20 protein-coding genes are annotated in these 23,197 nt (G+C 51.6%); 18 read left to right on the plus strand and 2 right to left on the minus strand.

Annotated features, from left to right (window positions below; all coding sequences use genetic code 11):
• Nucleotides 1-58: 58 nt before the first annotated feature.
• The 13 genes from ribF to EYZ66_RS04735 all read left to right on the plus strand — a co-directional run bounded on the left by ribF (nt 59) and on the right by EYZ66_RS04735 (nt 14,805).
• Nucleotides 59-997: a bifunctional riboflavin kinase/FAD synthetase gene (gene ribF / locus EYZ66_RS04675; RefSeq protein WP_040816523.1), complete on the plus strand. Its 939-nt coding sequence runs from the start codon at nt 59-61 to the stop codon at nt 995-997.
• Nucleotides 998-1,006: 9 nt separating this feature from the next.
• Nucleotides 1,007-3,811: an isoleucine--tRNA ligase gene (ileS, locus tag EYZ66_RS04680; protein ID WP_009575623.1), complete on the plus strand. Its 2,805-nt coding sequence runs from the start codon at nt 1,007-1,009 to the stop codon at nt 3,809-3,811.
• A 1-nt stretch (nt 3,812) separates the two neighbouring features.
• A complete protein-coding gene (lspA, locus tag EYZ66_RS04685; RefSeq protein ID WP_009575625.1) occupies nt 3,813-4,286 on the plus strand; it encodes a signal peptidase II in 474 nt (157 codons plus the stop codon).
• Nucleotides 4,287-4,305: 19 nt separating this feature from the next.
• The gene (locus EYZ66_RS04690) at nt 4,306-4,752 is read left to right on the plus strand and encodes an FKBP-type peptidyl-prolyl cis-trans isomerase (RefSeq protein WP_009575629.1); all 447 of its coding nucleotides are present in this window, start codon (nt 4,306-4,308) and stop codon (nt 4,750-4,752) included.
• The gene (gene ispH / locus EYZ66_RS04695) at nt 4,752-5,705 is read left to right on the plus strand and encodes a 4-hydroxy-3-methylbut-2-enyl diphosphate reductase (protein ID WP_009575630.1); all 954 of its coding nucleotides are present in this window, start codon (nt 4,752-4,754) and stop codon (nt 5,703-5,705) included. The genes EYZ66_RS04690 and ispH overlap by 1 nt, the downstream gene beginning before the upstream one ends.
• 92 nt (nt 5,706-5,797) lie before the next feature.
• Nucleotides 5,798-6,346, plus strand: coding sequence for a GspH/FimT family pseudopilin (locus EYZ66_RS04700; RefSeq protein ID WP_050793402.1), 549 nt, complete (start codon nt 5,798-5,800; stop codon nt 6,344-6,346).
• 23 nt (nt 6,347-6,369) lie between these two features.
• Nucleotides 6,370-6,927 (plus strand): GspH/FimT family pseudopilin, encoded by a 558-nt coding sequence (locus tag EYZ66_RS04705; protein WP_158027002.1) that lies wholly within the window; start codon nt 6,370-6,372, stop codon nt 6,925-6,927.
• Nucleotides 6,928-6,931: 4 nt separating this feature from the next.
• Complete coding sequence (gene pilV, locus EYZ66_RS04710) at nt 6,932-7,501, plus strand: type IV pilus modification protein PilV (protein ID WP_040816525.1); 570 nt, start codon at nt 6,932-6,934, stop codon at nt 7,499-7,501.
• Nucleotides 7,501-8,574 (plus strand): PilW family protein, encoded by a 1,074-nt coding sequence (locus EYZ66_RS04715; protein WP_009575639.1) that lies wholly within the window; start codon nt 7,501-7,503, stop codon nt 8,572-8,574. Before pilV ends, EYZ66_RS04715 begins: the two co-directional genes overlap by 1 nt.
• A complete protein-coding gene (locus EYZ66_RS04720) occupies nt 8,571-9,149 on the plus strand; it encodes a PilX N-terminal domain-containing pilus assembly protein (RefSeq protein ID WP_040816527.1) in 579 nt (192 codons plus the stop codon). Before EYZ66_RS04715 ends, EYZ66_RS04720 begins: the two co-directional genes overlap by 4 nt.
• The gene (locus tag EYZ66_RS04725; RefSeq protein ID WP_040816529.1) at nt 9,142-12,642 is read left to right on the plus strand and encodes a pilus assembly protein; all 3,501 of its coding nucleotides are present in this window, start codon (nt 9,142-9,144) and stop codon (nt 12,640-12,642) included. The genes EYZ66_RS04720 and EYZ66_RS04725 overlap by 8 nt, the downstream gene beginning before the upstream one ends.
• Nucleotides 12,632-13,099 carry a type IV pilin protein gene (locus tag EYZ66_RS14350; RefSeq protein WP_050793403.1) on the plus strand — a complete coding sequence of 156 codons (468 nt, stop codon included), beginning with the start codon at nt 12,632-12,634 and terminating at the stop codon, nt 13,097-13,099. The genes EYZ66_RS04725 and EYZ66_RS14350 overlap by 11 nt, the downstream gene beginning before the upstream one ends.
• A gap of 77 nt (nt 13,100-13,176) precedes the next feature.
• Nucleotides 13,177-14,805: an NAD+ synthase gene (locus tag EYZ66_RS04735; RefSeq protein WP_040816539.1), complete on the plus strand. Its 1,629-nt coding sequence runs from the start codon at nt 13,177-13,179 to the stop codon at nt 14,803-14,805.
• Between the two features lie 15 nt (nt 14,806-14,820).
• Here EYZ66_RS04735 and EYZ66_RS04740 read toward each other — a convergent pair whose 3' ends face one another.
• Nucleotides 14,821-15,663: an outer membrane protein assembly factor BamD gene (locus EYZ66_RS04740; protein ID WP_235714724.1), complete on the minus strand. Its 843-nt coding sequence runs from the start codon at nt 15,661-15,663 to the stop codon at nt 14,821-14,823.
• A gap of 106 nt (nt 15,664-15,769) precedes the next feature.
• On the opposite strand from EYZ66_RS04740, the gene rluD reads away from it, so the two are divergent.
• The 3 genes from rluD to clpB all read left to right on the plus strand — a co-directional run bounded on the left by rluD (nt 15,770) and on the right by clpB (nt 20,092).
• A complete protein-coding gene (rluD, locus tag EYZ66_RS04745) occupies nt 15,770-16,723 on the plus strand; it encodes a 23S rRNA pseudouridine(1911/1915/1917) synthase RluD (protein WP_009575648.1) in 954 nt (317 codons plus the stop codon).
• The gene (gene pgeF / locus EYZ66_RS04750; RefSeq protein ID WP_009575649.1) at nt 16,713-17,450 is read left to right on the plus strand and encodes a peptidoglycan editing factor PgeF; all 738 of its coding nucleotides are present in this window, start codon (nt 16,713-16,715) and stop codon (nt 17,448-17,450) included. The genes rluD and pgeF overlap by 11 nt, the downstream gene beginning before the upstream one ends.
• A gap of 71 nt (nt 17,451-17,521) precedes the next feature.
• The gene (clpB, locus tag EYZ66_RS04755; RefSeq protein ID WP_009575650.1) at nt 17,522-20,092 is read left to right on the plus strand and encodes an ATP-dependent chaperone ClpB; all 2,571 of its coding nucleotides are present in this window, start codon (nt 17,522-17,524) and stop codon (nt 20,090-20,092) included.
• A gap of 8 nt (nt 20,093-20,100) precedes the next feature.
• Here clpB and EYZ66_RS04760 read toward each other — a convergent pair whose 3' ends face one another.
• Nucleotides 20,101-20,520 carry a hypothetical protein gene (locus EYZ66_RS04760; RefSeq protein WP_139042565.1) on the minus strand — a complete coding sequence of 140 codons (420 nt, stop codon included), beginning with the start codon at nt 20,518-20,520 and terminating at the stop codon, nt 20,101-20,103.
• Nucleotides 20,521-20,921: 401 nt separating this feature from the next.
• On the opposite strand from EYZ66_RS04760, the gene EYZ66_RS04765 reads away from it, so the two are divergent.
• Complete coding sequence (locus EYZ66_RS04765; protein WP_009575652.1) at nt 20,922-22,673, plus strand: acetolactate synthase 3 large subunit; 1,752 nt, start codon at nt 20,922-20,924, stop codon at nt 22,671-22,673.
• A complete protein-coding gene (gene ilvN / locus EYZ66_RS04770; protein ID WP_009575653.1) occupies nt 22,673-23,164 on the plus strand; it encodes an acetolactate synthase small subunit in 492 nt (163 codons plus the stop codon). Before EYZ66_RS04765 ends, ilvN begins: the two co-directional genes overlap by 1 nt.
• Nucleotides 23,165-23,197 lie beyond the last annotated feature (33 nt).

The raw sequence follows: 23,197 nt of genomic DNA on the forward strand, positions 1-23,197 counted from the left end.
GGCTGATTAGCGCTAATTGGTTATACTGTGGCGCTTTCTGGTAGGCAAAAGTCAACACATGGAGCTAATCCGCGGATTACACAACTTACGCGCTAGGCATCGGGGCTGCGTAGCCACCGTGGGTGCGTTTGATGGTGTGCATCGCGGACACCAGTGGGTGTTGAAACATCTGGTCGAACGCGCGCAAGAGCGCGATCTTCCAACCACCGTGGTTTTGTTTGAACCCTTGCCGAAAGAGTATATTCGACCACTGGAAGCGCCCGCGCGAATCATGAATTTTAGAGAGAAAACCGAAGCGCTGGCCGAATGTGGTATTGATCGTGTGCTGCGGATTCACTTTAACGCCACGGTTCAGCAAATGACAGCTGAGAGCTTCATTCACGATGTGTTTTATGAAGGTATTGGCGCGAAATACGTTGTACTGGGCGATGATTTTAGATTCGGTAATGACCGTCAAGGGGATGCCGAACTGATGACACGCCGAGGTCAGCGCTATGGGTTTGATTGCGCTGCGACCCCGACATTTGAATTCGAGGGAGACCGTATCAGTAGCACTCGAATCCGCGAAGTTCTGGCGGAAGGCGCTTTTGATGAAGCGGAACGACTTTTGGGTCGGCGCTTTGCGATGTCGGGACGAGTGGTTTACGGAAAGCAATTGGGTCGGCAGCTAGGGTTTCCCACGGCAAACATACGCTTACACCGGTTGCGAGCACCGGTTAACGGTGTGTTTTCTGTACACGTAGATGGTCCTGGTTTTACGGGTGCTCCCGCTATTGCAAATGTCGGTACTCGACCGACCATTGACGATTCGATAGAAGCAAATTTAGAAGTCCATCTTATCGACAGAAATATCGATCTTTATGGCAAGCAAATACGGGTGACGTTTCAGCATAAAGTCCGAGACGAAATGAAGTTTGACGGTATCCACCAATTAAAAGAACGGGTCCTTGCGGATATCGCCGATACGCGCCGCTGGTTCCAAGAGCAAGAGCAGTAAGAGATTATTATGACCGACTATAAAGCTAGCCTTAACCTGCCACATACTGACTTTCCGATGAAAGCGGGTTTAGCTCAGCGTGAGCCTGAACGTCTAAAAGCATGGCAACAGCAAGGCTTATACCAAAAAATCCGTGAGCACTCGGCAGGGCGCCCCAAATTTATTTTGCACGACGGCCCTCCTTACGCCAACGGCGAGTTACACCTCGGGCATTCGGTCAACAAAATCTTGAAAGACATGATTGTTAAGTCTCGACAGTTGGCTGGTTTTGATGCCCCTTATGTGCCCGGCTGGGATTGTCACGGACTCCCCATCGAGCTAAATGTCGAGAAGAAGGTGGGCAAGCCTGGTCAAAAGATTAGCGCCTCAGAGTTTCGGCAAAAATGCCGCGATTACGCTAAGGGGCAGATCGATGGACAGCGAGAAGACTTTAAACGCTTGGGTGTTGTGGGCGACTGGGATAACCCCTATCTCACCATGAACCCCAAGTTCGAAGCGAACATCATTCGCACCTTGGCTAAATTGATCGATCGGGGACATCTCCTCAAAGGCTATAAGCCGGTACATTGGTGTTTGGATTGTGCATCTGCGCTAGCCGAAGCCGAGGTTGAGTACGCTGACAAAGAATCGCCAGCCATTGACGTCGCATTTGCAGCGGTTGCGGCAACAGAGGTGGCCGCGGCTTTTGGTGTTAGCGAGCTCGACAGTGTTGCCTTGGTCATTTGGACAACTACGCCTTGGACTCTACCAGCGAACCAGGCGGTCTGCTTGAACGGTGATTTAGACTATAACTTGGTGCAAACCCAGCGTGGTGCCTTTGTGTTGGCTGAGGCTCTGGTCGAGAGCTGCATGAAACGCTTTGGTATTGAGGAATACACTATTGCCGGCACGGTTAAGGGAGCACGGTTAGAGAATATAGTACTGGCACATCCTTTTGCTGCTCGCAATGTCCCTGTGATTTTGGGTGACCATGTGACAACCGAAGCCGGTACGGGATGTGTGCATACTGCTCCCGCTCACGGTCAAGACGACTATCAGGTCGGCTTGAAGTACGAGTTGCCGACGGAAAATCCAGTAATGAGTAACGGTGTATTTACGCCTGAAACCCCGCTAGTCGGTGGTATGTACGTGACCAAGGCGAACGGAGTTATTATCGAGGCGTTGCAAGCTTCGGGTACTTTAATGGCCCATAAAGCGTTCATGCATTCCTATCCGCATTGTTGGCGTCACAAGACCCCCATTATCTTCCGAGCGACGCCTCAATGGTTTGTCAGTATGAGCCAGCAAGGCTTATTGACCGATGCTAAAGCGGCGGCTGATGGTGTGAGTTGGGTGCCAGATTGGGGTAAAGCGCGTATTGATGCGATGTTGGCGGACCGTCCGGATTGGTGTATTTCACGCCAAAGGACTTGGGGTGCGCCTATCGCCTTGTTTGTTCACAAAGAGACAGGAGAGCTGCATCCGAACACTCAAGATCTGATGGAAACTGTGGCTCTCGCGGTGGAAGAGGGCGGTATTGATGCGTGGTTTGATATGGCGCCAGAAGCACTTTTGGGTGCAGATGCAGAATTTTATGACAAGGTGACCGATACGCTCGATGTTTGGTTTGATTCAGGGGTCACTCACGCGTGCGTACTGCGCGAACGAGAGGAATTACAAGCCCCTGCTGATTTATACTTAGAAGGATCCGATCAGCATCGTGGCTGGTTCCAATCCAGTTTGCTGACGGGCGTTGGCGCCTATGGTATGGCGCCCTACAAAGCTGTTCTGACTCATGGGTTTACGGTAGATGACCAGGGGCGCAAGATGTCCAAATCCTTGGGAAATATCCTATCGATCAAAGAGGCCAGTAATAAATGGGGCGCAGATATCTTGCGCTTGTGGGTGGCAGCCACTGATTATCGTGGCGAGGTGGCCTTTGGTGATGAGATCTTCAATCGCACGTCGGATGCTTATCGCCGTATTCGTAACACGGCACGATTCTTATTGGCTAACTTAGTTGGATTCGAGCCTGATCAAGATCAGTTGCCGCAGAGCGACATGCTGCCTTTGGATCGATGGATGGTTTATCGAGCCGCGCAATTACAAGGTGAAATCGCAGCGGCATTCGATACTTATCAGTTCCACTTGGTCTATCAGAAAGTACACCACTTTTGCTCGGTAGAGTTGGGTGGTTTTTACTTGGATATCATCAAAGATCGCCAGTACACCACCCAAAGTGATAGCCAGGCAAGACGATCTGCGCAAACGGCTTTGTATCACATTATTCACGCGTTGGTCCGTTGGATTGCCCCTATCTTGAGCTTCACGGCCGACGAGATATGGGAGCATATTCCCGGTGAAAAGTCTGAATCGGTGTTCTGTGAGCTGTGGTATGACGCGCTTGCGACCGTGCAGCCCGATGACCAGTTAAATGACGCCTACTGGCAGCAGCTTGTAGAAGTGAGGCGGGCTGTCAATGGTGCACTCGAAGCAGCGCGTTCTGATGGCTTAATCAAAGGTGGTTTGGACGCAGAGGTTTTTCTGTACGCAAATGAGCAGCTGGCCCCAGCATTGAATGCGTTAAAAGATGAGTTACGTTTTGTGCTCATAACTTCAGGTGCACGGGTACACGCTCTAGCACAAGCGCCAGATGCCGCGAGAGAAACCGATCTTGAGGGTTTGAAGGTTGAGGTGCTGCGCTCTGACAGCGAGAAATGTGAGCGGTGTTGGCATCGCCGTGAAGACGTGGGGCAGCACGAACATCACCCTACGCTATGCGGTCGATGTGTTGAAAATATCGATGGTTCTGGTGAAGTACGTCATTATGCCTAGGATGAACCGCCTAGCCCTGTGGTTCGCCGTTGCGCTAGCGTTAGTCGTTGTCGATCAGGCCACTAAAGCCTGGGCCTCCGCTGCATTGGTTTACGCCGAGCCGAATGAAGTATTTTCGTGGCTAAATATTACGCTGCACCATAATGAAGGTGCAGCGTTCTCGTTCTTAAGTGATGCTGGCGGGTGGCAGCGATACTTTTTTACCGGCATTGCGGTGGGTGTTAGCATTATTATCACGGTCTGGATGACACGCCTGAAACCCGAAGAATACTTTTTGGGATGGGCTCTAGCATTGGTTTTAAGTGGGGCAGTAGGTAATGTCATCGACCGCATTTTGTTGGGATACGTCGTCGATTTTATCTCGGTTCATTGGCAGCATTGGTATTTTCCCACCTTTAACATTGCTGATAGTTGTATCACTCTAGGCGCCATTGGCCTATTGGTGGATGGTTTCAAAAGCCCCTCCAAATCTTAACAGGGAGTTATAAGATCACATGGATGAACTCAGCATTGGTCCCGGTACTCGCGTCAGCCTAAATTTTGCGTTAACGCTTGAAGACGGCAGCGAAATCGACAATAACTTCGGGTCTGACCCCGTGTCGTTTGTATTTGGTGATGGCAATGTGCTCGCGGGCTTTGAGCAGAAGCTCGTCGGTTTGGTAGCTGGCGATACCAAAGAAATAGCCGTTAACCCGGAAGACGGCTTTGGCCAGCCTAATCCGAATAATATACAAGAAGTGAAGCGCTCATCGTTTGGTCCTGAGGAGTTGAGTTTGGGGTTGGTGTGTAGCTTTGCAGATGCCGAGGGTGGAGAATTGCCCGGTGTCATTGTTGGCCTGGACGAGCAAACCGTTACGGTCGATTTTAATCACCCTCTGGCGGGACGAACGGTGATCTTTAAAGTCGCAATTCATTCGGTGGCAGTCGAAGAGGTGCACTAATGAAAGTAGTACTTGCCAATCCCAGAGGGTTTTGCGCGGGTGTAGATCGCGCTATCGATATCGTCAACCGAGCTCTGGATTTACTGGGGGCACCCATTTTTGTGCGTCATGAGGTGGTTCATAACAAAGTTGTCGTGGATGATTTGCGCAGTAAAGGTGCGGTGTTTGTTGAAGAGCTAGATGAAGTGCCGGAGGGCGCCACCGTGATTTTCTCGGCGCACGGCGTATCGCAGGCGGTCAGGTCTGAAGCTGAGCGCAGAGGACTAAAAGTGTTTGACGCGACCTGCCCTTTGGTGACCAAAGTGCATATGGAAGTTACCCTGCATAGCCGCGACGGGGATGAATGCATCTTGATCGGTCACAAGGGGCATCCCGAGGTGGATGGGACGATGGGGCAGTACGATGCCTCAAATGGCGGCGCCATGTATTTGGTCGAGGACGAGGATGACGTTGCGAAATTGCAGGTAAAAAACGCCGAGCGTTTGTCCTACGTCACACAAACCACCTTGTCTGTTGACGATACTGCGCGCGTCATCGATGCGTTACGAGCTCGATTCCCAAGCATTAAGGGCCCGCGAAAAGACGACATTTGTTACGCGACACAAAACCGACAGGATGCCGTCAAGGCCTTAGCCGAGCAAGCTGATTGTATTTTAGTGGTCGGATCGCCGAACAGTTCTAATTCTAATCGTTTACGTGAACTCGCTGTTCGAATGGGAACGCCAGCCTATTTGATTGATGGGCCAGAGGATCTTCAGCGCGATTGGTTTGAAACCTGCCAAACGGTTGGTATTACCGCAGGGGCTTCTGCACCCGAACATTTGGTTCAGGCCGTGGCAGCTGCTATGCAAGAATGGGGCGGTGAGCGGGCAGTGGAATTAGATGGGCGTAGAGAAACCATCACCTTCAGTTTGCCTAAAGAGCTTCGGATTCCAGTAACAAACTTGATTTAGGCATCTTTTGGTCGCGTTTTAGGCGATAGGCGTGCAAAAAGTTTCCAGCACAAATCAGTGACTGCATGCTCCGAGTTTTACTCGGAGCTCTTATGCGACAAACCGGCTTAACGTTGATCGAAATCCTAATTACCTTGGCAATTTTGTCGCTCTTGTTAGGAATTATGCCCCCTTTAATGTCGGATTGGGTCGCTAAAATTCAGACGCATGCGACAGTCCGTTCTTTTTCCCACCATTTACATTGGGCCCGAGTCGAAGCTGTTGCTCGTTATGCCGTTGTTGGAATTTGCCCACTTGATCCAGCCAATCTCTCGCACTGTGGTGACTCTTATTCACAGGGATGGCTAATTTTTCACGATGCAAACCATAACCGTCGGTATGGAAAGGGCGACGTTGTGCTTAAGGTGAAGCGGCTGAACAATTCGAGTGTAGAGTTCAAAAATCGGACGGGGTCTCACTTGGTGAATCGCACAATATGGTTTAGGGGCAACGGTATTTCTGGTTCGGCAATGACCTTGGTGGCTTGTAAGAATGAGTTGCCCAAGCGGGCAGCAGGGCTCGTACTGAACAATATTGGGCGTATCAGTGTTCGCGGTCATTTTAGCGCTTGCGGTAATCATGGGCGGTATGGTGCTAAATGAACGGTCGGCGTAAACTGTCCAACATGATTAATAAATTTTCATATTTCGGACTTAGAGCGGGATCGTCAGGGCTCACCGTGATTGAGCTTATGATCACCTTAGCGGTCTTTGCGATTATGGCGTCCCTGGCGGCACCACCGATGCAAAACTTGATCACTAACTATCGCGAACGCACTGCGATCAATCAGCTGACGGGTTATATGCGCTTAGCGCGCTCAGAGGCTATTACGCGCTCAGCTTACGTGAGCCTGTGTGGGTCGAGTGATGGTAAACGCTGTGATGGCGATTTGAAAGAAGGTTGGCTGGTGTTTCAAGATGCTAATGGCGACGGTTTGTATCAAAGCGCCAGTGATACTCTGATTCGAAGTGGTAGCCTCGGCATGGGGGAGCGATACTTCACTGACGCTAATGGCACCGCGACGGCAAGCCCATTAATTTATAGTCGCGATGGGTCAAGGCGGGGTGGCGAAATCCAGTGGTTATTTTGCTTCTCTGCCGATGCCAAGCATCAGCGGCAACTCTCTGTGAATGCCGCTGGCTACTTAAAAGTTGAGAAAGTCGCGGTGCTGGGGTGTAACTAGGCTTATGAACACCGTGCGCACTCACAGAATAACGGGCGTGGCCTTGATCGAAATTTTAATTTCGCTGTTGATTTTGTCTGTGGGCGTCATCGGATTATCTAATGTGCAGATCAATGCCAAACGCGTCGCTCAAGAAGCGTTGCAGCGCACTAAGGCGGCATCGCTTGCGTCTGACATGCTGGAGCGAATTCGCGCTAATCCTAAGGGGTTTGCGAACTATAATGGAGCTGAGGTTGGGCGCTCGAGTGCTGCCACTGAACCCGCCGACTGTCGTTTAGTCGCATGTGCTCCAGAGGATGTTGCTACACGAGATTTGTGGGAATGGGAGCAGGCACTAGACGGCGCTGATGAAACCCGTATGGCCGATGACCAGACGCGTCAGGTCGGTGGCTTATATCTTCCTTATGGTTGCGTGGTTACCGATTTTGGTGGGCAAGCAGGTCGAGTTCAGGTCACCATTGCTTGGGAAGGTTTTCGAGATTTGGGATACACCGGCGCAAATACCTGTGGTGCAATCTTGGGGTTAAAGCGCCAGTTATTGTCATTTGAGAGTTTCGTGGCAGGTACGCGGTAATGACGCATAAGATGGGCAGTAACCATGGTTTAACGCTGGTCGAGCTGATGGTATCGCTCGCTATTGGGGCGGCCCTAATGCTGGCCGGAGCCACCTTATTTTTGAATTCGCGACAATCTTACGTGCAAGATGAGCAAGCTGCATACGTTCAAGAGGTGGGGCGCTACAGTTTGCGTTTTTTAAGTCGAGAGCTTGGACTGGCTGGATTTGTCGGCGGCGTGCAGCAACCCGAACTCATCGAAGTCGAGCAAACCCTATTAAATGGTGCTGAACTGACCCCAAGTAGCAATTGTTATCACTTTTTACTGAATGTCGCAGAGGGCTTATCGCACTTTAACAATGTGACGGAACAAGGGTTAGAGACTGAGGGTAACGGTTCTGTTACTGGACGGTCATTGCCCACCGATTGCTTCTCGGACAGCGAGACCCTCATGCGAGATAGTGATGTGATTGTCGTCCGGCGGGTCAAAGACAGTCCGACAGTGATTCAGGGCGCGGAACAAGCATCTGTGAATGCGACAGCGACGTATTTATCGGTTGTTCGGTACAACGAAATGTTCGCCTTGAATACTGGCACCGCCTCAAATTTGGCCAATGATGAAGCGAGTGCCGACATCTGGGCCGAGACTGACCTATGGGAATACATGCCTCAGTTGCTTTATGTGAGAGTTCGGAATTCTGAGCGGTGCGCCAACGACACTTTCGAAACGGTCGAGTTGTGTCGACTTCGTCTCAATCAATCGGGTTCAGGTTTGGCGCCAACCCAATGTTTGGTGGAAGGTGTGGAACGCATGAATTTGGTGTATGGCTTAGACACCGATGATGATCTGGTTGTCGATACGTTTACAGAACAACCCACGCCCGCGCAGTTAAAAAATGCCATTAGTACGCGTCTAACGGTGCTAGCAAGGTCAGATCAGACGGATTCCCGCTATATTGACGATAAAAGTTATGAGCTGGGGAGCGTGACCTTCACGCCATCTGCGGATGATAATTCGTGTAACGACCGAATCCGGCGCTCGATGTTCGGATCGACCGTGTTGCTTCGGAACATGGATGCGGTGGGATTATGAACAAAAACAAGCCTAACCATAATATTAGACGTGGCCCAGAAAAACCGAGGTCTCAGCGAGGTGCGGTGCTAATCGTCTCGATGATTTTATTGCTTCTATTGGGATTGTTAGCAACGACGGTGTCAGAGAATAGCTTGTTGCAGGTCCAAATGTCAGGCAACGATGAAGCGAAACTTGCGTCGACCCATGAAGCGTTGGCGATTGTTGAAGCGATTGTCGAGAACTCCGGTTCAGCGCCCGTGTTGGGAGATATAGGATATACCGTTTGTCCTGTCTCTGACGCGCTAAGCCCTGCGAATATTGCCTGCAACGAAAGCACCATCGATTTGAGCGATTTGGGCGTTGTGCCTGACGACGCCAGCGTGAGCTACTACGTCCGCCGCGTAGGCCCAGAAGAGGTGCCCTTGCCGTTTGTGGATGCGACACGCGCAGGCAGCGCCGCTCGGTTTAAGCTGGCCAGACACGAAATTGTTGTCGATATCGACCGCACGGCCACTAACCGTGGACGCACACAGTTAGTGCAAGGTTTGATACGAGTCCTTCCCGAAGCTGGCGAGGTCATAATTGATGAATAGATTACACTGGTTCATGCGCCAGCTTTGCGCTTTTGTCGGTTTGGGGCTTGCGGTTAACGTATCGGCCGACGATGTCGAGATCTACTACTCCGCGTTCGGTGGCTCTGCCAAGCCCATGGTGATGCTAACCCTGGATCTTCGTTCTAACTTAGGCTCTACCGAGTGCTCATCTGCAGCCAGCGCCAGCTGTGCTGGAAATCTGGGTGATGAGCTGTATCAGCAGTTAGATTTAATGACGCGAAATTCCGATGGCTCGTTTACAGAGGGCGGCGACGGTATCGTCGATTTGACGCATTTTGCGATGTTGCCTGACTTGACCAGTCAATGGTTGTCTATGGGATTGCGCGTGAGTCTTTTTGATGTCTTACGTGCAGCTATTCGCGTTGTTCTGACTAGCGATGTCGTAACAGACAGCGGTATTCGAATTGGTTTAATGGTTTCACATGACGATACCTGTACCGGCAACGGTGCCTCGGGTCCCGACGAAATCCCCGCGGGCACGGGGCCCGGTTGCAGTAATGGCGCCTATGTATTAAAGGGCTTCTTCGATGTGACCGACACAACCGAGCGCGATGATTTCTTCGCACGATTGGGTCGCATTCCACAACCCAGTTCGAGTTTCGGAAGCAAGGGGACTTGGTCTGGTCATCCCTATCAGCTTAAAGAAATTTACTTCGAGTTTTATCGCTACATCACGGGTCAAAGCGTGTACAACGGCTACCTGAGTTACGATGATTTTAACAGTGGTGATGCTCGCAGTCCCATGGGCGCGGCGAGCAATGACATAGCAGAGCCTTGGAATACTCTCTTGGCGCCAGATACCGGTGCTTGGTCTGCTGTCGGTGGTGCTTCGACGCTGGATTACCAGTCCCCTTTCGAGCAGGGTAGTTCGGATGATTGGGCATGCTCGAGAGTGTTCATGGTCAATACCTTATTTGGGACAACGACGGCAGGCGATGATTCTGACGATGCCATCACAGCTTTGCGACCCTTGGGGCTTGGATTATCCGATGCTCGGGACGAAACTGACATCATTGCGGCTCTCAAGGCTATTGATGTTGCTCCCAATGCCGGTGAAGACTACTCGGGTACACTGCCTGTGGTGGAGGGTGATCAGTCGGTTACCTCATATTTTATCTCGGATACTACCAATCGGACGCAGGATGAGTGGGCTCGCGCTGGGGGTACTGACAACGCGCTGTCACTAGGATCTGGCGCCGATATTACTGCCGCTTTTGCCGCGATTTTTAATTCTATTATCACTGAAAGCTCGACATTGGTCGCCGCCTCGGTTCCCGTGAACGTGTTCAATCGCGCAGAAACTTACGACAATGTATTTTTGGCGCTGTTTCAGGTCGAGGAAGGCGCGCGTTGGCCGGGGAACATCAAGAAATTGAAAATTGGACGTCGGAGCACGACCAATGCCAATGGTGACGCTGTTCTTGTGCCCGAAATTCAAGATGTGAACAGTCAGCGAGCCTTTGATGCCACTGACGGGCGTATTGTGAATTCGGCCCTCACTTACTGGACCGACGCTAGCTTGGCTGATGTCGTCACCGCTGATCCAGACTTGGATGAAATATCTGGCCGCGATGGTCACTCGGTAAAGCGAGGTGGCGCCGGGCAGCAGTTGCCTGGGACTTCGTTTAACGAGTGCACCCCTGCACCGACGAATAGTTTAGGCGCAGAATGCACGCGAAATTTGTACGTTCAGAACCCCTCCGATACGTCTGAATTGGTCGACCTGGATACCAGTCTCGCGAGTGGTTTGGCCTCGGCACTGTTAACGCATAGCTCTGGTCAATTTGCCGGTTCTGAAACTCAAGTGGCAATGGATATGATCGCTTGGATGCGAGGGTTGACGGATCTCGATGCTCAGTTGTCAGACACGGAAGAACCCAGAGAGTGGTTGATGGGTGACGTATTGCACTCTAAGCCCTTACCTATGAATTACGGTGATTCTGACGGAGCGGGTGGTGGTTATAGTTTGGCAAATCCAAATATCAGACTGTTCTTTGGTAGTAACGACGGGTGGTTGCGTCAGGTGAAAAACACTGAGGCTAACGGTACCCAATCGGGTCATGAAGTTTGGGCCTTTATGCCACAAGAGGTATTGGCAGCGCAGTATTACTTGGCCAGCAATACGCAGCCCGCACCGGGTTATCACCCCTACGGAGTAGATGCGGAAGTCAGCTCATTGTTAATTGATCGCAATCGTGATGGCAGTATTCAAGGGGGCATCAACGATGGTAATTTAGCGGGGGAGGGTGACAAGGCCATTATCTTTTTTGGTTTGCGACGAGGCGGTAAGGCGGTCTACGCCTTGGATGTTAGCGACCCCGACGCAGCTCCTCACCTTATGTGGTCGATAACCCCTGACACTGCCGGCTTTGAACGCATGGGTCTGACGTTTTCAAAACCCCTTGTGACCCAAGTGCGCATGGCGGGTCGCTTGCGCCCAGTGCTTATTTTTGGCGCTGGCTATCATGGCGGGTGGTCAGCTGATTATCAGTCTCGTATTGGTAAAGACGTTCGAAATAGTAGGACCACCGATGACATCGGCAACGATGTTTACGTGGTCGATGCTCAGACCGGCGCTCTGCTTTGGTCTGCTAGCCGTTCGGTCAGTATTGAGCACAGTGTTGCCTCGAATGTCACCGTTGCCGACGTCGATCTAAACGGCGTGACGGACATTGCCTACGTTGGCGATACAGGCGGTAACGTATGGCGCTTGGATTTCCCTGAGGACGGCACCGCGTGGAGTGCAAGTTTGTTGGCGGAGCTTGGTGGTGCCGGCGCGTCGGATCGACGTTTCTTTCACGCGCCAGACGTCGTTTTCGCCAAAGAAGATATCACTGGAGTGGATGCCGAGGGGGCGACAGTCGAAAGCAGTCGTTCCTATATTGGCGTGGTGATCAGTAGCGGAGATCGAGCCAATCCCAGAGGTGCAGCGGTAAATGATTTTGTCTACATGATTAAAGATACGCTCGTAAGCTCGGGCGACGGCGATTCGCGAAGCGATAGTGTCACTCATGAGGATTTGCTGGATATCACGGCAATTTGCGGCGCTCTGGAAGATGCCGATTGTGAGCCGGGTGATTTACCTTATGGGTGGAAGCTGTCTTTAGGCCAGTTGGGTGAAAAAGGCTTGGCGAGCCCTATAACAGCAGAGGGCGTCAGTTTTTTTACGACGTATCTTCCCGAGGGCGAGTCAGTTGAGGGACAGTGTGCTCCCGGGGTCGGCAGTGGGCGTTTGTACGCGGTTGCGTTCGCCAATGGGTCACCGGTGCTAAATCTGCAGGGTGATTCTGAAACGATTACTCTGAATGATCGTTACACGATACTCGATTCACCAGGTATACCCGCGGGTATTACCCCCATCGCCGTTGAGGGTCGCTACGGTATTTTGGTGCCTGGTGGGGATATCAGAGACTTAGAGGGCCGTTTTTTATGGCGAGCTTACTTCCGGGAGCTAGGATTAGATGATTTGTAATCAAGGCTTTAGAGCGCGTACAGCGCGGTCATCGCAAATTTCTGGATTTTCGTTGATTGAACTAATGATGGTTATTGTGATCGTTGGGATCTTGGCGACCATTGCCGTGCCGAGTTATCAAAGCTCTGTACTTCGAAGTCATCGTCTGATTGCTCAGGGGATTTTGACCGACACAGCGGCGCGTCAAGCCCAATATTTCGTTAACAATAAAGCGTACGCGATGACTCTAGAGGAGCTTGGACTGCCAGATCCCTTTTATGTGAATGCTAACGCTGATACGAGTGCTGAAGCCGATGCCATTTACCAGATCGTTTTGGTGGCTGACAGCGCTCAATGGGATGGTTTTGAGGCGAAGCCACTAAATTCGCAGGTTAACGACACCTCATGTGCGACCTTGAGTTTAAGTCGAACCGGTGCGAAGATCGCAAGCGGAACGGATCCTTCCCGATGCTGGTAGAGATGGGTGCACTCTCTGGCTGAATTGCCTATACTCGCGTTCTTTTAGCGGCGAGGCGTTTAGCGGTGACAGAAGCGATGCAATTGGTGTTGGCTCAGTGCAATACCCATGTGGGCGATTTTGAAGGTAATCTCGCGCTGTGCAAAAGCATCGTAGAGCGCGCGCAGAGCGAGTTTTCTCGCCCCGTTATTGTTTTTCCAGAGCTCACGCTGACGGGATACCCACCTGAAGACTTGTTGTTGCGCCCAAGTATTGAGCCGCGTGTTCAGGTCGCGCTCAGCCAGCTGTGCGACGTGGTGACGACAGCCTATGTTATCGTTGGTTATCCGCGTCGTATTGACGGTGTGTTATACAACGCCGCTGGCGTAATTCACCAGGGAGCCTTAATTGGCGAGTATCACAAATGGTGCTTGCCAAACTATCAAGTATTTGATGAGAAGCGGTATTTTGAGCCTGGCACAGAGCCCTGTGTGGTAGCGATTCACGGGGTGCAGGTGGGTCTGAGTATTTGCGAGGATATCTGGGCACCAGAGCCAGCCTTAGCGGCTAAGACTGCCGGCGCAGAACTCATCCTTAATTTGAATGCGTCCCCCTTCCATCGCTGCAAGCAGAACGAACGTTTGAGTATTGTCGCTGAACGCGTGGCCGAAACGGGTATTCCTGTTGTGTATGTCAACCAAGTGGGAGGACAAGACGAGCTCGTTTTTGACGGCGGCTCTTTTGTGATGAATTCGCAAGGTCAGGTGATTAAGCAGCTACCTAGGTTTGATGATGCCTGTGAGATGGTGACATACCCTTTTGGGCCTGCAGACGTCTCAGAGCAAGCGGTGACGGATCAACTGGCGGGTTTTGCGCTCACCGACTTGCAAGAAGTCTGGCAAGCACTGGTTGTGGGCGTTCGCGACTACGTCAACAAAAATGGATTTCCCGGCGTGGTGCTGGGTTTGTCTGGCGGTGTCGATTCAGCGTTGACGCTCGCGGTTGCTGAAGCTGCGTTGGGCGCGGATCGCGTACAGGCCGTAATGATGCCGTTTAAGTATACGTCTCAGATGAGTTTAGAGGATGCAGCTGAGCAGGCCAATCGTATGGGGGTGAACTACTCGGTCATCCCCATCGAGCCAATCTATAATGCCTTTATGAGCGCCCTAGAAGAAGAATTCGAGGGTCGAAAGCCTGATACGACGGAAGAAAACCTGCAGGCTCGCGCACGCGGCGTGGTCTTAATGTCTATTTCGAACAAGACCGGCAAACTGGTGCTTACCACGGGCAACAAAAGCGAAATAGCAGTAGGTTATTCGACTTTGTACGGTGATATGGCGGGTGGCTTTGATGTGCTAAAAGATGTGCCCAAAACCTTGGTGTTTGCCTTGTGTTGGTATCGAAACAGCTTGGGTCCCTGCATTCCCGAGCGAGTCATAACGAGACCACCCTCTGCGGAATTGGCGCCTGACCAGAAAGATGAAGATTCCCTGCCACCCTATGAGGTACTCGATCAGATTATCGATTTGTATGTAGAGCAAGATTGCAGCGCGCAAAATATCATCGATAAAGGTTTTGCCGAGGCCGATGTGCATCGGGCCGTACGGTTAATCGATTTGAACGAGTACAAGCGACGGCAGGCGCCGATTGGCGTGCGTTTAACTCGGCGGGGTTTTGGACGCGACCGACGTTACCCGATCACGTCTAAATGGAAGCCAGGCGTATAACCTCGCTATCGATCCTCAGGGTTCGTAGTTGAACTGAGGCGGTTGTGGCGGATCGAATAAGCCTAGGCTAACTTTATTAATCCACGATTGGTCAGCCTCATCGACCTGAGCGACGTCGAACTCACCGCTGTCCGATAGGCTGGGGTGGTCAGGGTAATTGACCTTTAGGGTATCAATTGACGTTTGCGCTAACTCAGGCATATCTAGCAGTAAGTAACCATGTGCCATAACGGCGAGCGCATCAGCCATTGCTGTGCTGCCTTGGTAATTTTCAATCACATAGCGCCCACGGTTTACCGCGGCTAAATAGGCACCGCGGCGGAAGTAGTAGTTGGCCACATCAATTTCATGACGCGCTAACAAATTTCTTAGATGCACCATGCGGGCACGCGCGTCTGCGCCATATTCAGATTCAGGGAATCGAGCAAGTAATTGTGCGAACTCTGTGAACGCTTCTTCGATATGTTTGGTGTCGCGAGATGATTCTGATGTGGGAAGAAATCGCGAAAAGATATTGGAGTTGCCCGAGTATGCGGCCAAGCCCTTCATGTAGAAGGCGTAATCAATACTTGGATGCTGTGGGTGCAGTCGGATAAAACGATTTGCGGCTTCAATCGCGGCCTCTGGCTCATAGGCGCCATAGTGAGCATAAATGATCTCAAGTTGCGCTTGCTCTGCATATTTCCCGAAAGGGTAGCGAGACTCGAGTTGTTGCAACGCTTTGATGGCCATGTCGTAGTTTTTTGAGCGGAGATACTTTTGCGCTTCCGAGTATATCTGCTGCTCTGCAGCGTTGGCTTGGCTGTCGAGTTCGTCGTTACTCGCACAAGCACCCAACAAAAGTATGCAGGATGCCAAAAAGATCCTTAGGCGTGAGTTTTTAAGCGTCATCAAAGTGGTAAACTCTCGGTTTTGGTAAAGCGGCATTTAACCACATGCCGGCCACTACATAAACAGGTACCGCATGAAAGAAGTTATACAGCGAAGCGGAATAGTCCCAATCGAGTTACATCGCAAGCGTCTCGATCAAGTGGCCGCGGCCTTATGGCCCGAGTTTTCGCGTGGCAAGCTGCAAGAATGGATCAAATCTGGCGCCCTGTTGGTAGATGGCAACACGGCGAAGCCGAAACAGAGTGTCGACGTCGACTCTGTGCTGACCTTAAGCGCGGATCTAGAACCCGCGGTGCACTGGCAGCCGCAAGCGATTCCTATGGACATTGTCTACGAGGATGAAGATGTGATTGTGGTGAACAAACCCGTGGGTTTGGTAGTGCATCCTGCCGCAGGCAATTGGGACGGCACTCTCGTAAACGCCTTGTTGGCACACGATGCCAGCTTAGAGCAAGTCCCTCGCGCTGGTGTAGTGCATCGCTTAGATAAAGATACGTCGGGATTGATGGTGGTTGCTAAGACGCTGCAGTCACACACAGCTTTGGTCGAGGCGCTTCAGCAACGTGAGGTTTCTCGGCAGTACATCGCAATCGCCCATGGCTCTATGACTGGAGGGGGTGTTGTGGATGCGCCCATTGGCCGACATCCCACCATGCGGCAAAAAATGGCGGTGGTCGCAAGCGGGAAACCCGCACGGACACATTACAGTCTTGGGCAGCGCTTTAAGCATTTCACAGAGCTGCATTTAAAGCTGGAAACAGGCAGAACGCATCAGATTCGCGTCCACATGGCACACAAAAAACATCCATTGGTAGGCGACAGCGTGTACGGGGGGCGTGCACGTGTGCCGGGTAACAGTGCGCCCGAATTGGTCAATGCCATTCGCGAATTTCCTCGGCAGGCTTTGCATGCTAAAGCATTGGCGTTCTTTCATCCCATATCGGATGAGTGGATGAGCTTTGACGCGCCGATACCGGACGATATGCAACAGTTATTGGAAACACTTGAGCAATACGATGTCTCTTAGCTCCCTTGAGACACAGTTTCCACTGGCCGAGAATTTACCTGAGGGCGTGCAATTCTGGTGGGCTGGGGGCTGTGTTGGTGCTGAGCTCAGGTCATTTGATTGGAGCGATGCAGGGCAAAAGGGTGTCGCTGAGTTAGCGGCTGAATTGCGGGTTGAGACCATAACTCGCATGCGACAAGTGCACGGTAATCATTGCACTCAAGTCCACAGGCTAGGCACCGAACTCGCCGATACCGACGCCTGCATCAGCGCCCTTTCTGGCGCGTTTGGTGTCATGACAGCCGATTGCTTGCCCGTCGTCGCCTGTGCCTCTGACGGCACTGAGGTGGGGGTCGCTCACGCGGGTTGGCGTGGGCTTGCGGGTGGTGTTCTCACAAACTGGGTAAACGGCTTTTCCTGTGAGGCACAAGCGTTGATCGTTTGGATCGGCCCTGCGATCTGTTATTCGTGTTTTCAGGTGGGGCATGATGTCGTGCGAGCCTTTGAACACGCTCCAATGTTTGAGAACATCGATATTCGCCCCCACATTAAGGCCGATTCGAGTGAGATGGGTAAATATCGACTTGACCTTAAGCAGTTGGCGGTCACTCAGCTGCGTCATTTGGGTGTTGAGCAGCTGGTTGTCAGTGAGCTCTGCACGATGTGCGAACCTAACTTACATTCTTATCGCCGCGACGCGAGTCCCCATCGAATACTGTGCGGCGTTGCAAAAAAAGACCTTACTTGAAATAGGGTTATTTCGTCCCCATATCTATACCAACAGTGATTGACGCCGAGCGTCGTCAAAAGGAGATAGTTATGAGAATGGATAAACTTACAAATCAGCTGCAAGGAGCAATCGCGGATGCGCAGTCTTTAGCGGTAGGCAAAGACCACAGCGTGATCGAACCCGTGCATCTTATCAAGGCACTCGTTGACCAGAGAGGTGGTTCAACTCGGCCTCTGTTGCAGAAAGCGGGCGCCAACCTCGCGTCCTTGACTAGCGAGCTAACAAAGCAATTCGAGCAACTGCCGACGGTTGCGAATGCCACTGGCGATGTGCATATGTCGAATGAATTGGCACGGTTGCTCAACACCAGCGATAAGTTGGCGCAAAAACGCAACGATGCTTACATTTCTAGCGAGATGGTGCTGCTAGCAGCATTGGAAGTACAAACGGCGGTCAAAAAAGTATTCGAAGCGGCGGGGCTAACCAAAGCGGCCTTGGAGTCTGCGATCAACGAAGTCAGGGGAGGCGAGAACGTCAATCAGCCCGAAGCGGAAGAATCTCGCCAAGCATTAGAAAAATATACGATCGATCTCACCGAGCGCGCGGAAGCTGGCAAGTTAGATCCCGTCATTGGACGTGATGATGAAATTCGCCGAACCATTCAAGTGCTGCAGCGTCGCACTAAAAATAACCCGGTATTGATCGGGGAGCCTGGCGTGGGTAAAACCGCCATCGTCGAGGGTCTAGCGCAGCGTATTGTTAATGGCGAAGTGCCTGAGGGGCTCAAAGACAAGCGCCTATTATCTTTAGATTTGGGTGCCTTGTTGGCGGGCGCTAAGTTCCGCGGAGATTTCGAAGAACGTTTGAAATCGGTTCTCAATGAATTATCTAAGGAAGAAGGGCGGGTCATTTTATTTGTTGACGAGCTGCACACGATGGTTGGTGCGGGCAAAGCCGAGGGCTCAATGGATGCTGGAAACATGTTAAAGCCAGCCTTGGCTCGCGGCGAATTACACTGTGTTGGTGCAACCACGCTCGACGAGTATCGGCAGTACATCGAAAAAGACGCCGCTTTGGAACGTCGGTTTCAGAAAGTACTTGTCAATGAGCCCTCCGAGCAAGATACGATTGCTATTCTTCGAGGTCTTAAAGAGCGCTACGAGGTGCATCACAGCGTTCAAATTACCGATAGTGCAATCATAGCGGCGGCTAAGCTTTCGCAGCGTTATATCACTGACCGACAGCTGCCCGACAAAGCCATCGATTTAATTGACGAGGCCGCCAGTCGTATTCGTATGGAAATCGACTCTAAACCGGAGTCGATGGATAAACTTGAACGGCGATTGATTCAATTAAAAATTGAGCGAGAGGCGGTGAAGCGTGACACCGATGCAGGTGCCAAGAAACAACTCGAACAATTGAATAAAGATATTGATCAAGTAGGGCGTGAGTACTCTGATCTAGAAGAAATTTGGAAGGCAGAGAAAGCAGCATTGCAGGGTGCTGCCCAGATCAAGAGTGATATAGAGCAGGCTAAACTCGAGTTGGAGAGTGCTCGCCGCGCTGGGGATTTGAGCCGAATGTCCGAGTTGCAGTACGGCAAACTCCCTGAGCTTGAAAAGCTGTTAACACAAGCAGAGCAGAGCGAGCAAACTGAGCGGCAGCTGTTGCGCAATAATGTTACCGATGAGGAAGTTGCGGAGGTAGTCTCGCGTTGGACCGGTATTCCTGTGGCCAAAATGCTAGAGGGCGATCGAGATAAGTTACTGAGAATGGAAGATGCCCTGCACGATCGCGTGGTAGGGCAAGATGAAGCTGTTCGCGCTGTGTCGGATGCGGTGCGGCGAGCTCGAGCCGGTTTGTCGGATCCGAATCGACCCAATGGCTCATTCTTATTTTTAGGTCCCACCGGTGTGGGTAAAACTGAGCTCTGCAAATCTCTCGCTAATTTCTTGTTTGATAGTGAGCAGGCGATGGTGCGAATCGATATGTCTGAATTTATGGAGAAGCATTCGGTTGCCCGCCTTATCGGGGCACCTCCTGGTTATGTGGGATACGAACAAGGGGGTTATTTGACCGAAGCCGTTCGTCGCCGACCATACTCGCTCTTGCTGCTTGATGAAGTCGAGAAAGCGCATCCCGATGTCTTCAACATTTTGTTACAGGTTCTCGAGGATGGTCGCTTAACCGACGGTCAAGGTCGGACCGTGGATTTTCGTAATACCGTGGTCGTAATGACCTCTAATTTAGGTTCAGATGTCATTCAAGAAATGGCGGGTGAGGAAAATTACGCTGCGATGAAACAAGCGGTAATGGCCATCGTGGGCAATCATTTTCGTCCCGAGTTTATCAACCGAGTGGATGAATCCGTGGTTTTCCATCCTTTGGCGCAAGCGCAAATTCGCGGGATTGCCGAAATCCAGTTGAGTGGGCTTCGTGCACGCTTACAAGCTCAGGATATTCAGTTAGAGGTATCTGTCGCGTTGCTGGATCATCTGGCTACAGCGGGTTTCGATCCGGTTTACGGGGCTAGGCCGTTGAAGCGAGCTATTCAGCAACAGCTGGAGAACCCGCTAGCTCACGCTCTGCTGGCGGGGCAGTTCGGCGCGGGAGATACTATTTCCGCCGACTTTGCAGACGACCAGGTGAGCTTTAGTTAATCAACGACTCACTCGCAATATTGGTCGATTAAGAGCATCGCCTGTTGTCGTTGCTCTTCTTTTTCTTCTACGGTTAGGTAGCGATAATTGCCGTCATCGTCTCGCGTTCGAATTTGATTAAAGCTGTCTAAGGTCTTTAGATTGGACTGCGCTCGCTGGCAGTATGAGGCGTCTAGGTCAACGCCCTGCATGTTTTTGTTGGGCGTGGCCACTGCAGTAGTTTCTATATCAGCTTCAAAACGAGAGCGTTGCTCTGTACCTGTTTCAGCATTTTGGATTTTAAAGCTAATGCCCGCAGCCGGCGGACGATCGCTATGAACGAAACTACCGTCATCGGCTTTCCACACGTAAACAGGTGTACTCCACGCCCACTGTGTGGCGGAAAGAAGAAGTAAACCTAGCACGTTGAGTGATCTTGTCTTAAGCATTTTATTCGGCTCTGTTCGTTACATGCATAACACTACTGCAACTGTCGGATGCGCGCAATTGTTAAAACTTGATCCATAGCGGTTGACTTTGGAGGCATCTAGGCTAACAATTGCGCCGCTGATGAAAAGGCGCTGTACGTACCGTGCATCGTCCTTGTTGCTGTAAGGAATAATCTCAGCACAGCATCAGTAGCCCCGTACAGACAGCGAAAGCTGTGGCTTGAACTGCGTTACTCCGCAGGCGAACTAAACGGGTTCACTCCATTACAGGAGTGGCATCGCCAAGGAAATGCATCTCGTCTTCGTGTGGGCGCACAGGATGGGGTGTGGACCAGTCTCTCATACTCCATTGTTTTTAAAGATGTGTCGGTTATGTCCGACGCAAAACGAGGAGTTGCGCAGTGGAAATGCTGTCAGGTGGCGAGATGATCGCCCGAGCCCTTGAGCTCGAAAATGTCGAATATATTTTTGGCTACCCCGGTGGAGCCGTACTCCACATCTACGATGCCTTGTACAAAGACTGTAAAGTCCCGCACGTGTTGGTTCGTCACGAACAGGCAGCCACTCACGCAGCCGACGCCTATGCGCGTGCCACCGGAAAGCCTGGTGTTGTATTGGTGACCTCAGGACCTGGCGCGACTAATGCGGTAACTGGAATTGCTACCGCGTACATGGACTCGATCCCCATGGTGGTATTCTCGGGTCAGGTAATGAGCCACTTGATCGGTGAAGATGCTTTCCAAGAAACAGATATGCTGGGTATTTCGCGCCCGATCGTAAAGCACAGCTTTCAAGTGCGACATGCCGAAGAGTTGCCGCTGATCATCAAAAAGGCATTTCACATTGCGACCAGTGGTCGCCCTGGCCCCGTCGTCATTGATATTCCCAAGGATATGACCAAGCCTGACGAGAAGTTCCCGTTTAAATATCCGGACAGCGTTGATATGCGCTCGTATTCGCCGATTCAGCGTGGGCATGCAGGACAAATTAAAAAAGCGGCTAAGTTATTGCTTAGTGCCAAGCGGCCCGTCATTTACTCGGGTGGTGGCGTCATCTTGGGGGGTGCGAGCGAGCTTCTGACTGAGCTTGCGCGAGAACTTAACTTCCCCGTCACGAATACGTTGATGGGCCTTGGCGCCTACCCCGGTAGCGATCGTCAATTTTTGGGTATGCTCGGTATGCATGGCTTCTACGAAGCCAACATGGCAATGCATCACTCCGACGTTATTTTGGCCGTGGGCGCGCGCTTTGACGATCGCGTAACCAATACGGTGAGTAAGTTTTGTCCCGGGGCGAAGATCATCCATATTGATATCGATCCCACGTCAATTTCTAAGACCGTGAATGCAGATGTGCCCATCGTGGGGCCGGTACAGACCGTGCTCGCAGACATGCTGACGCAGGTGAAAAGCTTGCGCAAAAAAGACAAGAGTCTGCCCGATGCTCAGGCTTTAGGGCGCTGGTGGAGTCAAATTGACGAGTGGCGTGCTAAACACGGTCTGTGGACAGGGGACCGTTTCGCCACGGGTGGCGAGCACATTATGCCGCAGCAGGTTATTCAGAGCTTGTATCGCGTGACCAAGGGCGATGCTTACATCACCAGTGACGTGGGGCAACACCAAATGTTCGCCGCGCAGTACTATAAATTCGACAAGCCGCACCGCTGGATTAACTCTGGCGGTTTGGGAACCATGGGCTTTGGTTTGCCTGCGGCCATGGGGGTTAAGCTGGCGCACCCTGATGCCGATGTCGCTTGTGTTACTGGTGAAGGCTCGATTCAGATGAATATTCAAGAGCTGTCAACCTGTACGCAATATAACACGCCCATTAAGATTGTTAATTTGCGTAACAACTATCTGGGCATGGTAAAGCAATGGCAAGACATGCAGTATGAGGGCCGGCATGCCATGAGCACCTACGAAGATTCACTCCCAGACTTCGTGAAGTTGGTCGAGGCCTACGGCCATGTTGGAATGCAAGTGACCAAACTCGAGGACTTGGATGCGGCGATGGAGAAGGCTTTTGCCATGAAAGACAAGCTCGTATTCTTGGATATTTTTATTGATCCAACCGAGCACGTATATCCGATGCACATTGCACCCAACGGCGCCATGAAGGATATGTGGATCAACAAACACGAGAGGACTTCGTAATGCGTCGTATCATTTCAATTCTGATGGAAAACGAACCCGGTGCTTTATCTCGTGTTGTCGGATTGTTCTCACAGCGGGGTTACAACATTGACACCTTGAATGTGGCCGCTACTGAGGACCCCACGCTCTCGCGTCTGACGGTTACTACGATAGGCGACGACCGCGTGATTGAACAAATCACCAAACAATTGAATAAGCTGGTGGATGTGGTGAAACTCGTTGACCTAAGCGAGGGCACCCACGTCGAGCGAGATCTTATGCTGGTCAAAGTACGAGCAGAGGGTGTTGTCCGAGATGAAATTCGCCGCATTACTGAGATCTTCAGAGGGCAGATTGTGGATGTGGGTCCACAGGTCTTCACCATTCAGTTGACGGGTGCCGCAGAGAAGTTAGATGCGTTTTTGGCGGCGCTCGAAGATGGCTCGATCCTCGAGGTGGTGCGCTCTGGGGTCGTTGGTATTTCGCGCGGTGAGAAAGTTCTGCGTCTATAACCATAACCCCTAAATTCACGGGTACAAAAAAGC

It is taken from the genome of Aequoribacter fuscus, assembly GCF_009910365.1.
Lineage (GTDB): Bacteria > Pseudomonadota > Gammaproteobacteria > Pseudomonadales > Halieaceae > Aequoribacter > Aequoribacter fuscus.